A 16,604-nucleotide genomic window follows, 5' to 3' on the forward strand; every position below is an offset into this window, starting at 1 on the left:
GAGTACAGGTACGTTCATTCACTTCATGCGCGAGTTAGTACCTTGTACTGATTTTCATTCCACATCATCTCACTTATAATGTAACGAAGCAATGGATTGTTATCCAAAAATACATCAATAAGCCAAAAAGACATTGTGCACACCTAAAAAGTACGATCTGCACTCTATTGGTTACTATGACACGAAGCGCGACATTACGAGAAAAGAAGGAGTTTCCCATGTACAACGTGACTCAAATTACAGTTGATTCTGAGCATCCGAACCAGAACTCTGGTATGTGGATTGGCGGAGAACAGGCATACATTCAGGAATGGCCGCTCAATCCGGAAGGTCAGCCCTTGTTACATCTATTCTCCATTGATTGCAATAAACTCTTGCAGAATGTACATATCCCCTCTTTGCCAGTAGACATGTACATCTCGGTCTTCTCTATGTATTCGGCTACAGAATACTTTCTGGATCAGGTAACATACACAGGAGATGAGCTGGAATGGAATGAAAATATACTGGCTGGATGTACCTATGTATCGGTAACTTCACAACCGCACACTTCTGTAGGTCCCACAGAATGCATCCCTTTAAGTGGAGTGCGTTTCTCGGAAACGTCATTAGCCGAGCAGGATTTCCCTGCCTTTTCGTTCTTCACCTCAACTTTACCCAACGGAGTCCATGGAATCGATCATTTGTTAACCCATTATCAACCGGTATGCCAGATCTATTCCGCAGATTTTCCCGAGCCCTATCAGGACATATTGGGACTTTCTGATGCCAATGGTTATTTATTTTTACGAAAAGGTCCTGCCTCTACTGAAGCACCATTGGATGGACTATTTTTCGTACAGGCTTCTTAGGATCTGCTCCGAATTGAAAAATAAACAACCCAAACGACCTCAATTCGTTAGAATTGGGGCTGTTTGGGCTTTGCTTGCTGCAATGTTTTCACAAGAATGCATCCTTCTAATCTGCCTATACTGAAATATCCAGACTGCTACCCAGATTAGGGTGAGGAGCAGGTACTGACTTCAACATTTCCGCCATCTGCTGACCTTGCTGCTGCGCCATGTCTTTCGTAATCGACATCACTTGCAAGCTTGCGGACTGAACTACTGAAACTTGGCTCATCGCCATTGATAATGCTGCAATATCCATGTTCTGCACTCCTTTCGCTGTCTGATCACATAGATGTACTTATTATATATCGGACAGAGAGGAGCAAATGTTGAACAAAGCAGATCAAGCAAATAATTACCTGTTATGGCTGTTAGCTTCATGCTATAGTCTTAAGGTGATAAAAATAAAAGGAGAATCTGTAATGAAGAGTCTTAAGAAATTGATCTGTATTTTTATTAGTTTTAGTTTATTGTTCGTATTATTTCCACCCCACACGTTAGCGGCTAATAATCCTCTAACTGAGTCCTACCGTGATATTGAATACACTATATTTATTGATGGAAAGCTTGCGAGTTCCAAAGATCAAGCATATCTAGCGGATAATGGTACCGTCTACATACCCATCAAAATGTTCAAACAAATCGGCTCACTTATTGCTGTAGGAAATGGGTTTGAAGTCAAAACCAAACGAAAGAAAGAACAAGTAAGTAAAAAAGACACCATTTTGTACAAAGGAATAACCTACATATCATTTGAGAAGTTTCTAAAGGTTTCCGGTTACTCAGGTAGTAATGAAGATGATTTAATGGTGGCATTTATGTGGGGAGACGAGGATGGATCAACACGGACTAAGAAATTAATGAACGGAGTCCTTAGTGTCCCTAAAACATATCGTTCAGTTTTTGGAGAAAAAGTATATTCTTATGCACTAGATCAACCTGGCTGGATTGTCAGTATGACTCAACTTTATCAACTCACGGAAGTAACTATACAATCAGCAAATGGAAAGACCGTTACAGAATACATATATGGAGGCATTCGGTTTTCGAATTTCTGTTATTATTTTGATTACGAACATTTCATATATATAGCTTTTACGGAGGGAGAATATTGGGCTAACAAAAATAATCTACCTTCTTCAAACCCGCTTTATCATTTAGAAAAAATAAAAATTCTTTCCGTTGATATTAAAAAAATAATGTTATTGTGAAAGCCAAAAGAGCTAGTGGAAAGACGGTTACGTTCAAGTTGCCTGTGACAGACCAGCCAAATGATTTTATCAAAGGACTGTTCTATGACAGTGATCCTAAAAAAGATTACCCAGACTGGTCTTCAAACGTCTGGAAACTTATTAGTCAACATAAGATAAAATTAGGGATGACATATGACCAAGTGTTATTTTCTTGGGGGAGCCCAAATAGAACCAGTAGCTCTACTAGTTCATTAGGTTCTATTGATATCTGGGTCTACGGAAATACCTACGTGACCTTTTACAATGGACAAATATATTCATGGTCCGATTATTAAACTTCGAGAGCAACTAGGTTGCTCTCTTTTTATTAGCTGTTCATTCGTAAATCCTTTAAATACTACCCCTCAATCAACCCATACTTCACAAAACTGTGATACAATCCATCTTCCTCAACTGTTCCAGTAATATCATCTGCAATGGCTTTCAGTCCTGGCTTCGCATTGCCCATGGCAATTCCGACGTTACAAAATTCCAGCATCTCAGCATCATTCATGCCATCGCCGATGGCGAATGTATCTTGCTGTGACATGCCCAGATGCTCCAACAGATCGGCGATCGCAATCGCTTTGTGAATGCCAGGGATCATCAGCTCACCACTTCCTTCACCAAAGATTGGCACGGTGCACTGAATGACTTCAAATTTCCCTTCAAACTCCTGCTTGATTCGTTCAAACGGGATCACCGAGCTCTCCAGGAAACACACCTTGTTCACGTCATCTTTATATAGATCCGCTTCTCCATACGTCAATCCGGCAATAAACGGGTGCGGTTTCAGCTCCTTCTTCTCTCTGGCTATAGGGTCGTTCTCCACATCGCCATAGATGCGGCGTTCCAGGTGAGGTTGAAGATTGCTACTCGCATACAGAGCCGAATTGGATTCAAGGTAGAAGTCAATGCCGTGTTCATTGAAGAAATCAACCATGTGTCGAACATCTTCCGCTGTCACTCTTTTGTGATAAAGCACATCCTTGCCAAATTCCACATAGCCTCCACCTGCACCAATCAGACCGTCAAATCCAACATCCCAGATGGAATCATAGATTTCTGCTTTGGATCGGCCTGTACATAAATAGAGCAGATGGCCATTCTCACGAGCCTGTTTGCAAGCCTTCTGTGCTGACAACGGAATACTTCCGTCATCGTCAACCAATGTGCCATCAATATCAATAAAAACAATTTTCCGCTTCGTTGCGTTCATCTGTTTAGCCCCCATCATGTATGTTGTCTATGTCTAACCGAGCGAGTGCCGACAGGCATTTTCCCTTATACAAAATTACCGATTCCGTGGTGTTCGCTGATCAATCAATTTCTCCAAAAATCCGGCAAAAGAATCCGCGTATCAAAATAGTAACCAATGGTTACCTACATGCCAACTTGTCCATATGTACGGTTTGCCAGTCATCATCCTGCTCAGCAATAACCGTAAACCCTTGACGTTTCCAGAAATCTACGGCCCCTGGCAAGAAGCGATGTGTATGCAAATACAGTGTCGTATAGTGCATTTCCTTTACTGCATCCTCCAGTTCCTTTACCAGCATTGAACCAATGCCATATCTGCGATACGCAGGATCCACATAACATTTCACAATTTCGGCTGCAGACTGGGCTTCATATCGTCCTTCCACGGCTTCAATTCGTCCATCATATGGCAAAATCCCAATAGACCCGACGATTCCCGCATCCCCCATCTCTGCAACAAGAAAGATCGCGCATTCTGAATCCAGATAATGTTCTCTGAACTGCTCGAAGTCCGCAGGCAATCTTGTATGATCCATCATGGGAAACACTTCTTTACGTACACGCATGGCAAAATCAATGGCATCATGAACCTGGTGTTCCTGAACAGCTGCTACTGTCGGTATAATCTGAAGTTGTGTCAAAAATTCCACATTCCTTATCCTGTGTATTTGGAGCTAAGAATCCGCTCTCTTCATTTCATCTTACCGAATTTATCCCGCCCTATCAATCTATCTACACGACAAACCAAATTGAAAGAGTGCCCGCGCAGTCTGATAGAGTTCGCATACGATAAGGCGTGTCACAAACTATATTAGAGGGGGAACGCTCATGTGGTTATGGTTAGGTGTTTTTGCTATCATTATGCTAGCAATCGGGTTCGTATATCGTTATATGGACCATCGAGCAGAGAGCAAGTTTCATCCTCATGCTCCCAAGCAGCTCTTAGTCAAATTCAAGGAAGGTACGCCCCCAGATGAGATGCACACCTTTCACAAAAAAGGGAAATGTAAGGTCGCTGAGACCTATGAAGATTTAGGATGGTACCGTGTGGAATCCCGCAAAAAAATGCACCGAATGCTGAAACATTACAAAGATCATGAGCTTATTGAACATGCAGAGCCGAATTACCTCGTTGAGACATCCTTCACTCCCAATGACCCTTTCTTTCCTTATCAGTATAACCTGTCCAAAATCAATGCACCCGCTGCATGGGATATTACTCAGAGTAACAGCTCTGTCAAAATCGCCATTATCGATACAGGTGTACAGTTGAACCACCCAGAATTGGCCTCCAAGCTCCTCCCCGGTTACGATTATGTCGATTATGATAATATCCCCGAGGACGGAAACGGCCATGGCACTCATGTAGCTGGGATCGCTGCCTCCGTTACCAACAATGGTGTAGGGATCGCAGGCGTTGCACCGCTCGCATCCATCGTTCCGCTCCGTGTACTGGATAACAACGGGCAAGGAACGGTAGGCAATGTCGGTAACGGGCTTGTTTTTGCTGCCAACAATGGTATCCAGGTAGTCAACCTGAGCTTGGGTGGACCAGCAGGTGATGCTTTCCTTCAGGCTGCCGTACAGTATGCATGGGATCGCGGAGCCGTAATTATCGCTGCAGCCGGCAATGACAACACGTCATTCCCAATCGTACCTGCATCGTATCCTAACGTGATCGCTGTTGCTTCAACCAACCTTTCCGATCTCAAATCCAATTTCTCCAACTACGGCTCTTGGGTTGATATGGCTGCACCGGGGGATACCATATTATCCACATATCTGGGCGGTTCCTATGCCTATCTTAGTGGCACATCTATGGCTGCACCTCATGTGGCCGGAGCGGCTGCATTGCTCGCTGCACAAGGGAAAACAAATGCTCAGATTCGGGATGCGTTATGCTTCGCTTCTGATCCGGTATCAGGCTCCGGGATCTATTGGACGTATGGGCGACTCAATGCCTATCAGAGTTTGCAGGTACCATAATGCACCTACTCTCAATCATGATTGCATGAAGCGAGCCTACCCTTCTATTTCCACAAATTAAAAAACCAAGGAACATCTATACGTTAGATGTCCTTGATTTGGATGAAATGTAGTTGATATTAGACTTTTGCTGCCCAAAGTTCTATCTCGATTTTTATCTCTGGTAGACCCAACTCCGTAATATATCCAATCGTCATTGCAGGATAATCATTACCGAATAACTGTCCCCACTCGGTATAAAAGAAATCCCAATCGATTTTCTCGGTAGCCCATACGTTCACTTTGATAATATGTTCAGCATCTAAACGCTCCGATTCGAGCACTGTTTTAATATTATTAAATGTATTAGTGACTTGGTCATTCAGACTGTCAGGAAAGCGTCCGCTAGGATCTGCTCCAATCTGACCCGAAGTTACAAATAGCTCTGCGTTCCTTGGAATTCTTGTAATATGCGTGTACTGTCCTACAGGAGCTGGCATATTGGATGGATTTGTTCTCGTAATTTTGTCGTTTTTCATTATGATTACCTCGTCATTCCTAAGATTTTTCTGCGTGATTTCATAGTTTTCTTCCGATTTTGGGCAGACCTCACCCTTGGAATAGATTCTAGAAAAAGACAGCAGTGGAGTATCCATATCCCGAAGATATAAACGCAAGCGATTTTTTCTTCATAATTGGATGCTCCCCCTTCTTAAGTGACAAGATTATCTTGATTTATTTATTATATCTAATAGCTACATCATGGGTCAAATTCATTCCTTCATAAACAAAGAGCAATCCCGTAATAACGTGACTGCTCTTTGTCTTTTCCACAACGTCGGACACCTTGTATCAGAAATATTGTGCGCCATTACTCGCAATGACATCTTTGTACCAGTGAAAACTCTTCTTTTTCACTCTGCGAAGTGTTCCCGTACCATCATTGTTTTTGTCTACATAGATATAGCCATAACGTTTCTTCATCTCTCCAGTACCCGCACTGACCAGGTCAATCGGTCCCCAGCTCGTGTAACCCAGAAGTTCTACCCCGTCTTGAATCGCTTCAGCCATCTCGGCAAAATGACTATTTAAATACTCGATGCGATAGTCATCTTCAACGGAGTCATTGTCTAGCAATACATCCGTTGCTCCAAGTCCATTTTCTACGATAAACAAAGGTTTGCCATAGCGGTCATGTAGCTGATTACACGTAATTCGGAGGCCCTTCGGATCAATGGTCCATCCCCACTCGGATGCTTGCAGATACGGGTTCTTCACCGAACCAAATACATTGCCTTCTGTCGAATCCTTCAAAATCTCAGGGTCCGTACTTGTACACCGGCTCGCATAGTAGCTAAAACCGATATAGTCGACCGTGTTCTGCATCAAGATATCTGCATCTTCCGGTTGCATTTCAATCCGAATGTCATTTTCCCTGAAAAATCTTTTCGTATATCCCGGATATGCTCCCTTCGACTGCACGTCGATGAAGAAGAATGACTCGCGATCTTTCTCCATGGCTTTCCACACGTCATCCGGGTTAGAGCTGTATGGATAGACCATTCCAGCGGCTAACATGCACCCGATCTGCGCACCAAGAATAATCTCATGACAAGCCTTAACAGCAAGTGCACTCGCTACCAATTCATGGTGTGCTGCCTGATACAGGACCTGCTCTTTGTCTTCACCATCCTGCAGAACAATACCCGCTCCAATGTACGGAAGATGCAGCAACATGTTAATTTCGTTAAACGTCATCCAATACTTCACTTTATCCTTGTAACGATTGAATAACGTCGTCGCATACTTCTCAAAGAAACCAATCATCTTGCGGTTCTTCCACCCGCCGTAAGTCTCGACCAGATGTACAGGTACATCGAAATGACAGATCGTTACAACAGGTTCAATATTGTATTTCAATAACTCATCGAAGACATCATCATAAAATTGCAAGCCTGCTTCGTTCGGCCCAACTTCATCCCCATTAGGGAAAATCCGTGCCCAGGCAATGGAAAGCCTGAGGCACTTGAATCCCATTTCTGCGAATAACGCAATATCTTCCTTATAACGATGATAGAAGTCAATGGCTTCATGGGAAGGATAGAATTCCCCTGCTTTTGGTTCATACGAATCGAGGTTACCCAAAGCAATATTCCATCGATTGGCACCAATCGGAATCAGATCTACGGTTGTTAAACCTTTGCCACCTTCCAGATAGGCGCCTTCCAATTGATTCGCTGCGGTTGCTCCTCCCCAGAGAAAATTCTCCGGGAAGGCTGTAAACTTTTCATTCATTGAGGAGTTCCTCCTAAACCATCTGTAATTTCAATTAGCTTAAAACCGTGATCAATTTATCTTTCTCATGAACGGATGCATCTTTGGTTCCTACAACGTCCAGATATTTTGAAGTATTAGTGACAATGATCGGTGTAACCGTTTCATACCCTGCATCCTTAATCGCTTGCAGATCAAACTCAACAATCAGATCACCTGCATTAACACGGTCTCCGTCTTTCACATGTGTTGTAAAATGTTGACCTTTCAGCTTGACCGTATCCTGTCCAATATGGATCAGCATCTCTACACCATCATCGCTTACAAGACCAATGGCATGTTTGGTACGGTATACGGTTTGAACGACACCTGTGATTGGAGATACCACTCTGCCACTGGTTGGACGAATCGCAATCCCTTTACCCATGTGCTCTCCTGCAAACGTTACGTCATTAATTTCTTTCAGTGCAACAACCTCACCAGCCATTGGGCTTACGATTTCGTATCTGCTGTTCGGGTTTGGATCAAGTACAGGTGCTGGAGCTGGTGTAGCTTCTACTTTGTCTTTGAATCCAACCACGTATGTCAGAATAAAACCAAGGATGAACGCGATACCACATGCTACCAGAGCCATATAGAATCCCGAATCAACACCTGTTGCTTTATTAATGAAGCTTGGGAATCCGAACACACCCAGTCCACCAAAGATGTATAATTTCGAACCGGCCAATCCCAAGATACCGCCACCGATACCACCTGCAATACAGCTCATGATAAACGGTTTTTTCAGTGGAAGTGTCAAACCATAGATAGCTGGCTCAGTTACACCGAAGATACCCGATATGAAGGCAGGAATACCTAATGATTTCAATTTCGTGTTTTTGGTTTTCAACATCACTGCAAGTACAGCACCCGTTTGAGCGAAAGAAGCAGCGAATGACATCGCAACCACCGGGTCAGCACCGGATGTGCTCAGGTTGAGAAGCATAACCGGCACGAGTCCCCAGTGAAGTCCAAACAGTACAAACACTTGCCACAATCCACCGATAATCAAGCCAGTTGCAACTGGGCTTAAGTCGTAGATACCTGTTGCTCCTGCACCAATCAATTGGCCTGCCCAAGTGGACACGGGACCAATCAGAATGAACGTTGCTGGAACGATAACGAGCAAAGTAAAGAATGGAACAAGGAACGTGCTAACAACTTTAGGAATAACATTTTTGAAGAATCTTTCAATTTTCACTGCGAAGAATGTAGCGATAATGATCGGAATAACCGATGTTGAATAGCTCATCAGAATTACCGGAATACCCAGGAACGTAATGTGAATTGGTGATTCAAACAACGTACCTGCAAACAAAGTGTACAATGGATCTCCCGCAGTCAAGCCTGACAGCGTAGGATAAACTAACGAAGCACCTACCGCCATACCTAAGAACGGTGAGCCGCCAAACTTCTTGATTGCCGTGTAACCCAGGAAGATTGGGAAGAAGTAGAACAGACAGTCACCAGTTGCATTCAACAGTTGGTACGTTCCGGAAGTATCTGTAATCCATCCAAATGATAAAAACATGGCTGTGAAACCTTTGATCATACCTGTTGCAGCCAGCAAACCGAGTAGTGGTGTGAACACACCGGAGATCATGTCGATAAATCGACTGAACAAACCAACTTTCTTGCCTGAGTTGTCTGCTTCCTCCTCAAACTGACCTTCGCTCGGGAAATTACCCGCTTTAACAACTGCTTTATATACATCCGGCACTTCGTTGCCGATAACGACTTGATATTGTCCACCACTTTGCATGACGGTAATAACACCTGGCAGATTTTTAAGTTCTTCTGTTTTGGCTACGCTTTCATTTTTCAGTTTAAACCGTAATCTTGTTACACAATGGAATACACTGTTTACGTTCTCACGACCACCTACACGTTTCAGAATATCCTTAGCCAATTGATCGTAGTTGCTCATTGTAATTCTCCCTCTCTAAGTAAACTCCCCATGCTTTTGAAACAAAGAAAACCTGAACTACTGAACATACACAACGTACCGGAACATCCGGAAATCAGTCGTGTTATTCAGCAATTCAGGTTTTGCCCTTAACGGTTGCAACCCTGTAAGGCTGTACACATTTGTATTCAGTTACTTCATTAACTAAAGTAAGTTGCAATCAACCTAGAGACCATGGTGGTCGGAATTGCCTGATTGAACAGTTACAACCCGATTGATGTATGCGCTTACTTCTTGAACTCATCATAGTACATCTGAACTACATTTGCAACACTTATTTTTATGATATTACAAATTAAATCCTCGCTGCTGAAAATGAAAAAAAGACAACTCCGAAAACATCGAAGTTGTCCCTGTATTACATTCTATTCTCATATATGATTGCGCAACTGAAGTAGAATTAACCAATAACTGTAATCAATTTATCCTTCTCTTGCACTTTACGATCTGTTGTACCAACCACGTCCAAATAATCAGCAGTATTGGTTACAATAATCGGTGTTACAGTCTCATATCCCGCGTCAATAATGGCCTGCAGATCGAATTCAACGATCAGATCGCCAACATTCACACGATCACCGTCCTTCACATGTGCAGTGAAATGCTGACCTTTAAGCTGTACCGTATCCTGACCGATATGGATCAGAATCTCTACACCTTGATCATCTACAAGACCAATGGCATGTTTGGTACGGTAAATCGTCTGTACGACACCATTAATCGGAGACACGACTCTTCCACTGGTTGGACGAATAGCAATACCTTTACCCATATGTTCACCAGCAAATGTAGCATCATTAATTTCTTGCAGAGGAACCACATCACCCGTCATCGGGCTGGAAATTTCATAACGATTATTTGGATTAGGCTCAACTGCAGCCTTCTCTTCTTTTACCGGCTCTGGAGTCTGTTTGGCAGCTTCCGGATTAGCAGGATCTTTGAATCCTACAAAATACACGAGAACAAAGCTTAGTACAAAAGCAATAACTGTAGCAATCATAGCCATCCAGAATTCATAGTTAATTCCTGCTGTCGGACTAATTAGCGCTGGAACACCGAAGATACCTGAAGCAAACACAAACATTTTGGAACCTGCGAATCCAATAATACCACCAGCTACTGCAGAAGAAATACAACTCATAATAAATGGTTTTTTCAGGGGCAATGTAAGACCATAAATAGCAGGCTCAGTTACACCGAAGATCCCGGACACAAAGGCAGGAACACCCAATGATTTGAGTTTGGTATTTTTCGTTTTAAGCATAACTCCAAGAACAGCACCAATCTGAGCAAAGGAAGCAGCAAACATCATAGCCAGAATCGGATCTGCTTTCAGTGTGGACAGATTGAGCAGCATGATTGGCACGATACCCCAGTGTAATCCGAAGATAACTAATACTTGCCACAATCCACCAACAACAATACCTGTCACCAATGGACTCAAGTCATAGATGCCCGATACGCCTGCACCGATCAGCTGACTTGCCCATGTCGCGATTGGACCAATCAAAAGGAATGTTACTGGAACAACAATTAGAATCGTAAAGAATGGCGTAAGGAACGTTCTTACAACAGACGGAATGATCTTTTTGAAGAACGCTTCCACTTTTGCTCCAAAATAAGCAGCAACAATAATTGGAATTACGGATGAGGAATAGCTCATCAAAATAACGGGAATACCCAGGAACGTGATATGAATCGGCGATTCAAACAATGTGCCTGCAAATAACGTATACAACGGTTCTCCACCGCTAAGACCGGATAAGGTCGGATATACAAGGGATGCTCCGATAGCCATCCCGAGGAATGGAGATCCACCGAATTTTTTCATTGCTGTGTAACCCAGGAAGATTGGGAAGAAGTAGAATAGACAGTCACCTGCAGCATTCAACAATTGATATGTTCCTGAAGCCGGGTCCAACCATTCGAGAGAAGTAAACATGGACAGGAAACCTTTGATCATCCCTGTTGCAGCGAGCAAGCCGAGAATTGGTGTAAATACACCTGAGATCAAGTCGATAAACCGACCCAGAAGACTTTCTTTTTTACCGGAAGATTCAGAATCATCATCATTTGAGACTGGTTCATCCGCATTCATATTACCAACTTGTAGCAAGGCTTTATACACATCAGACACTTCGTTACCCACGACAACCTGATATTGTCCCCCGCTTTGCATTACCGTTATGACTCCGGGCAGGTTTTTGAGATCGTCTGTTTTGGCATTACTGTCATTTTTTAATTTGAAACGAAGTCTCGTCGCGCAGTGCACCACGCTGTTAATGTTCTGTTTACCACCAACGCCAGACAGAATGTCTTTAGCTAATTGTTCGTGTTTCATGAAGTTATTTTCTTCCTTTCTGATTAAACACGGATTCGAAGCATATTGGAGAGAATAAAAAAACCTGAACATCTGAATGTGCGGAACATCCGGTTAACGGTATGTTCTGTCATTCAATCGTTCAGGTTTTGCCCTAGTGGTTGCAACCCTGCAAGCTGATCTATGGGATTATTCAGAAGTTGCATTCACAACTCTCTCAATATGAATCGTTAAGTACATCATTTCTTCGTCAGTAAGTTGATACGTGTAGTTGCTTTCAATGAATTTCTTGATTTTCTCCGAGCACTTGTGTGCTGCTGGATACTTCTTCTGAATCATCAGGAACAATTCATCATCGTTGTTGCTCTTGTAATGTTTTCCCTTCACCAAACGTTGAGCGAAAAACTTCAAATGCGTCACAAAGCGATAGAATGTCAGTGAGTTCTCATCAAAATCAATCTTGAAATGATACTTGATGATCGTCAAGATTTCCTGCATGACCTGCGTCATACTCTTGATGTTAGGCATTTCCTCATTCAAAGCTGCATTCACAAAGTGAAGTGCCATAAAACCGGCTTCGTCCTCGGGCAAGATCACACCAAACTGATCACAGATCATATTGAGCGCTTCCATTCCGACTTCGTATTCCTCTTTGTATAACTGCTTTGTCTCCCAGATTAAACCGTTGCGTATAGGCAGATTCTTGCGATATCGCTCAATGGCAAAGTGAATATGATCTGTGAGATGTAAGTAAATGCTCTCATTCAGTTTCTTGCCAAGTTTTAATTTGGCGTAAGCAATGATTTCCTCGGATACTTTCATGTATTCCAGCGGAATGCTTGAGATTAATGCCTTGAAGTTTTCCTGAATATCTTCATTCTGTAAAGTAAATATCTTGTCGATATGCTGCTCGGAAACCATATCACCCGCCCGCTTCTGATAAGCAATCCCCCGGCCAATGATAATAACTTCCTGCTCGTCATTCATTGCAACTACAGCATTATTGTTCAGCACCTTCTCGATTTTCACTTTATCACTCCAATATACAGAAAAAGACAAACCAATCCCTTTTCCCAAGGTATACGGCTTTGCCTGATTCAACAGTTACAACCCGATATGTTGTACGCGCTTCCCTCATAATATTACAAAATTCTACACAGTGCAACAAAAAGTTAATATTGAATTAGCATGACTCCCGATCTAGGTAAATATACTCACAGGAGTGAGCAAAACAAGAATTATTTTACAGGGATTCATGATTTATTGTTTTTGCTGTCTTTCTCCAGTTCCGCTTCAATTCTTCGGTTAATAATATCCATTTCTTCTGAACTCAAACGATCGACATCTTTAAATTGCTTATCCATCTCGTACTCTTTCGCCTCACCTGTATTCATTAGCCCCAGATGATTTTTGATGTCCCGGATATCTTCACGCATATGCATCGTCTGACGGTAATGATCTATCACAAGTGCGAAAACAATGCCCCCAGCTATAATCGGACCGAATGGGATCAGATAACATAATACAAGTCCTATGAGCAAAAATATAATAAAATACATGTGCAGTGCCCCTCTCATATAAAGTAACTAATCTGCTAAATTAGACGTTTCTCCAATTACAAATTAAAGCGTTCCTGGATTAACTGTGCCACTTCAGCCGGGCTCTTGTGCGTGTTATCAATCCGTATGTAGTGCTCATGCGTGATTTCTCCTGGTTCCGAGTTCAATCGATATTTCTTCATCGTATCAAGTAACTCTCGCTCAGACCACGGGATGTCACGCTTTGTTGGCTTATGTAACAGGCGATTCGGACTTTTATTGCGCTCTAGTCTTTCCGATGCATCAGCCTCCAGTTCCACATAACAGACCTGACCTCCATGAGATGCAAACATTTCGCTGATTTGACGAATGTACTCTCCGTCTTGCTCCAGATCAAACGCCCATACAAATGTGAAAATCAGACCCGGCAGGTCACTCTTCGCGACTTCTTCAAAAATCTCCTGACGGAACAGATTCACCAGTCTTTTGCCTTGTGGTGTGCCATAGCTGAAATAAGGAGACACCAGTTCAATGGTCATATGGTTATGAAACAATTTTAGATTCGTTATCTTCTCCAGTTCTTGTCCAACTGTCATTTTGCCCACTGCCTGCGGACCAAAAATAATCACAAATTTCATTTGATCACTCCTGACAAGGTAGTATTCATTCCATTAATTCAATTTTATGGACATTAAACTCTATGATACCTTCTTTAGGGCAAATAAAAAAGAGGTTTCAAGTGATTCCCTCAATGCGTGAGGGCTTGAAATCTCTTATCTTAAATTGCATATGTTTATTTTAACTTTAACGTCCGATCAGTACCCATCCCCACTTCATCCGGCGCAATCCCATCGCGCACATCCATGAGATCAGGAGCGCCACAACATAAGATAGAATGATGCCCACGCTGAAGTGCCGAGCCAGGTCATCTGTGAATTCGCGTCTCCAGAAGAGCAATACGAGTGGATGCATTAAAAATACACCGAACGCAACGGTACCCAAAGAGTCCAGAACACGTGTAGCTTTACGAACCTCGGTATGTTTTCCCGTGCCGATTCGTTCACTGAAGATCAGCAGAAGCAAGCAGGCTGACAGAGTAAACAGATTTCGGAACAGAAACAGTACGGTATAGGTTACCACCGGGTATGCAGCGAAAGTGGTTTTGATATAAGCATTACCATATATAAAAATGGCACCTCCGCTCAACAATGTAGCTATAAGCACATAACGGTGTGTATACAGTTTCTTCAAAGCCCATTCAAAGTTTAACCCAATCCATGCACCAAATCCGATCACGATCAAATAACTGGGTAGCAAACTGCCTGTTCGTTCGAAGTGAAACTGCAAATGTAGTGCATAGAATAGGGCCTGAGCAGCAATAAAATATAATGGCAAGTAACGTTTAAACAGACGATGGCGTGTAAGTGACAGAAGCCATGGAAACACGATATAAAACTGAAGAATAATCAGAAAAAAGTACAAGTGCGTATGGGCCGTTCCCATCACTAATTGTTTGGCAAATTGAACACCATGGGTCAAAGGTTCTTTGCCCGCAAGCAGCTGTTTAATGGCAAAATAGATAAGGGACCACACCACATAGGGTACAAATACATTAAATAAACGCTTCTTATAAAAAGCGATCATCCAACCCTTCTCATTCACCTTGGAGCTGTAGTTATAGAACAAGACCAAGGATGACAGGAACAGAAACGCTGGAACGGCAAATTGCAAAAACGTGTTCCAGAAGTAATACACATCATGATCTAACGTGTTCTTGGGGTAATGCGCAACTGCTGTTGAAGTAGCATGGATGGCTACAACTGCCATAATCGCAAAAGCACGATAGAGATCCAGATACTCAATACGCCGGGGCCGATTAACCGGTTGATTCATACAGATAACCTCACTTGTGCCTGATATGGGATGATAGTTTCCGGCCGCAATCCAGATTCTAGCTTCATTTTAATCAGCACGCGAGGGTAATACAATCATAATCTATATTATTTTCGTTATATTACATCATTATTCTGCATTATTCGACATTCTCTATCCAGAATCGTTCAATAACGTTACCATTGGATTCTACATAGTCTACATCCCGAATGCCACCATTACGAAGGATAACCCTTCTGGAAGGCTCATTCATCGCGTCGCATACGACTAATACTTTGGTGATTCCAAGCTCTCTTGTTTTCTCCAACGACAACCTGAGAATGTCGGAACCATAGCCATTGTTCCGCTCCCCCGGACGAATGCCATAACCGATATGCCCTCCGCTATTGTATAGTCTATCATTAAGCTCATGCCTTATATTCACGGCACCCACGATTTGTTGACTCTCCGTGACCAGCCAGTATGTACTGTCTTTGACCCAGCTTTCCGGGATGTCGATGCCTTGTTCATTGCGCTGTAAAAAGGCCAACATCTCATCAAACGCATAAGGATCTTTGGAAATGACCCAAGGTACCATCAATTCTCCACTTCTGACCCAGTCTTCATAAAATGCCAAATACGCATCCTTATATGCTCGTGATGGTTTAATTAATCTAACTTGTTCTTTCCCCATGGTCCGTATTTCCTCCCAACAGATTTTGATATTGCCACGTTCTCTCCTCCAGCACACGCCGCTCTTGATCTTCGATTGGGCAGTCATAAAAGATAGCTTTCACTGCGTACGTTGCAGCATGTACCGCATGCTCCTTCACATGAGCAGTTGCAGCTGCGTGTCCCGCCGCACGAGATGCAGCAGAGGCAGCCGGATTGTCCGATTCTCGTGCCGCAGCATGAGCTGCAAAAGCCGCCTTTCGAGCATCAACCATGGCAATCTCTCCACGAATCCAACCTCGTCCTGCAGCAATGGCATCAAGGGCGCGGAGATCCTCCGACTGCTGTGCCTCAAATACATGCAAGACACGTTCCGCACACTCCGCAGCCCAACAGGCCAATGTATGGTGATCCTGTTGCTTAGCCAGATCCTCTATTTCACGGCGCAAAGGTGCATCTTTGAAGGCAGGTTTTGCCATGGTCATGCTCCTTTCGTAGTTCACATTTCATTATTCAAAAACTACAAATTCACCCTGAGACAAGTTCGAAAAAGGACCTGCGTGTGTGCAGATC

The 16,604-nt window shown here is 43.0% G+C and carries 16 protein-coding genes; 3 read left to right on the forward strand and 13 right to left on the reverse strand.

The window, feature by feature from the left end; translation table 11 throughout:
* The first annotated feature begins 218 nt into the window (after positions 1–218).
* Complete coding sequence (locus HF638_RS16025) at positions 219–851, forward strand: DUF1963 domain-containing protein (protein ID WP_169481088.1); 633 nt, start codon at positions 219–221, stop codon at positions 849–851.
* 115 nt (positions 852–966) lie between these two features.
* Here the strand turns inward: HF638_RS16025 and HF638_RS16030 are convergent, their stop codons facing one another.
* The gene (locus HF638_RS16030) at positions 967–1,149 is read right to left on the reverse strand and encodes a YjfB family protein (protein WP_169481089.1); all 183 of its coding nucleotides are present in this window, start codon (positions 1,147–1,149) and stop codon (positions 967–969) included.
* Positions 1,150–1,312: 163 nt separating this feature from the next.
* Here HF638_RS16030 and HF638_RS16035 point away from each other — a divergent pair, with 163 nt between their 5' ends.
* The gene (locus HF638_RS16035) at positions 1,313–2,101 is read left to right on the forward strand and encodes a hypothetical protein (protein WP_169481090.1); all 789 of its coding nucleotides are present in this window, start codon (positions 1,313–1,315) and stop codon (positions 2,099–2,101) included.
* A 379-nt stretch (positions 2,102–2,480) separates the two neighbouring features.
* On the opposite strand, the gene HF638_RS16040 is transcribed toward HF638_RS16035, so the two are convergent.
* A complete protein-coding gene (locus HF638_RS16040; protein WP_169481091.1) occupies positions 2,481–3,341 on the reverse strand; it encodes a Cof-type HAD-IIB family hydrolase in 861 nt (286 codons plus the stop codon).
* 160 nt (positions 3,342–3,501) lie between these two features.
* Complete coding sequence (locus tag HF638_RS16045; RefSeq protein ID WP_348982112.1) at positions 3,502–4,032, reverse strand: GNAT family N-acetyltransferase; 531 nt, start codon at positions 4,030–4,032, stop codon at positions 3,502–3,504.
* Positions 4,033–4,210: 178 nt separating this feature from the next.
* On the opposite strand from HF638_RS16045, the gene HF638_RS16050 reads away from it, so the two are divergent.
* Complete coding sequence (locus HF638_RS16050; RefSeq protein ID WP_169481092.1) at positions 4,211–5,368, forward strand: S8 family peptidase; 1,158 nt, start codon at positions 4,211–4,213, stop codon at positions 5,366–5,368.
* A 119-nt stretch (positions 5,369–5,487) separates the two neighbouring features.
* Here HF638_RS16050 and HF638_RS16055 read toward each other — a convergent pair whose 3' ends face one another.
* From HF638_RS16055 to HF638_RS16100, 10 genes are all read right to left on the reverse strand, one after another.
* The gene (locus tag HF638_RS16055) at positions 5,488–5,886 is read right to left on the reverse strand and encodes a RidA family protein (RefSeq protein ID WP_169481093.1); all 399 of its coding nucleotides are present in this window, start codon (positions 5,884–5,886) and stop codon (positions 5,488–5,490) included.
* A gap of 313 nt (positions 5,887–6,199) precedes the next feature.
* The gene (locus HF638_RS16060; RefSeq protein ID WP_169481094.1) at positions 6,200–7,642 is read right to left on the reverse strand and encodes a 6-phospho-beta-glucosidase; all 1,443 of its coding nucleotides are present in this window, start codon (positions 7,640–7,642) and stop codon (positions 6,200–6,202) included.
* 34 nt (positions 7,643–7,676) lie between these two features.
* Positions 7,677–9,590 (reverse strand): beta-glucoside-specific PTS transporter subunit IIABC, encoded by a 1,914-nt coding sequence (locus HF638_RS16065; RefSeq protein ID WP_169481095.1) that lies wholly within the window; start codon positions 9,588–9,590, stop codon positions 7,677–7,679.
* Positions 9,591–10,029: 439 nt separating this feature from the next.
* Positions 10,030–11,970 (reverse strand): beta-glucoside-specific PTS transporter subunit IIABC, encoded by a 1,941-nt coding sequence (locus tag HF638_RS16070; RefSeq protein WP_169481096.1) that lies wholly within the window; start codon positions 11,968–11,970, stop codon positions 10,030–10,032.
* Between the two features lie 168 nt (positions 11,971–12,138).
* Positions 12,139–12,978 (reverse strand): BglG family transcription antiterminator LicT, encoded by an 840-nt coding sequence (gene licT, locus HF638_RS16075; RefSeq protein WP_091034839.1) that lies wholly within the window; start codon positions 12,976–12,978, stop codon positions 12,139–12,141.
* Positions 12,979–13,202: 224 nt separating this feature from the next.
* Positions 13,203–13,508, reverse strand: a complete 306-nt coding sequence (locus tag HF638_RS16080; protein ID WP_169481097.1) for a hypothetical protein — start codon at positions 13,506–13,508, stop codon at positions 13,203–13,205.
* 56 nt (positions 13,509–13,564) lie between these two features.
* Positions 13,565–14,125, reverse strand: coding sequence for a DEAD/DEAH box helicase family protein (locus tag HF638_RS16085; protein ID WP_169481098.1), 561 nt, complete (start codon positions 14,123–14,125; stop codon positions 13,565–13,567).
* Between the two features lie 166 nt (positions 14,126–14,291).
* Positions 14,292–15,380 carry an acyltransferase gene (locus HF638_RS16090; protein WP_169481099.1) on the reverse strand — a complete coding sequence of 363 codons (1,089 nt, stop codon included), beginning with the start codon at positions 15,378–15,380 and terminating at the stop codon, positions 14,292–14,294.
* Between the two features lie 139 nt (positions 15,381–15,519).
* Entirely contained in the window at positions 15,520–16,053 is a 534-nt protein-coding gene (locus tag HF638_RS16095) for a GNAT family N-acetyltransferase (protein WP_169481100.1), read from the reverse strand.
* A complete protein-coding gene (locus HF638_RS16100) occupies positions 16,034–16,510 on the reverse strand; it encodes a putative immunity protein (RefSeq protein ID WP_169481101.1) in 477 nt (158 codons plus the stop codon). The genes HF638_RS16095 and HF638_RS16100 overlap by 20 nt, the downstream gene beginning before the upstream one ends.
* Positions 16,511–16,604 lie beyond the last annotated feature (94 nt).

Origin of the sequence: Paenibacillus sp. SZ31, assembly GCF_012912005.1 — a bacterium.
In the GTDB taxonomy this organism is placed as follows: domain Bacteria; phylum Bacillota; class Bacilli; order Paenibacillales; family Paenibacillaceae; genus Paenibacillus.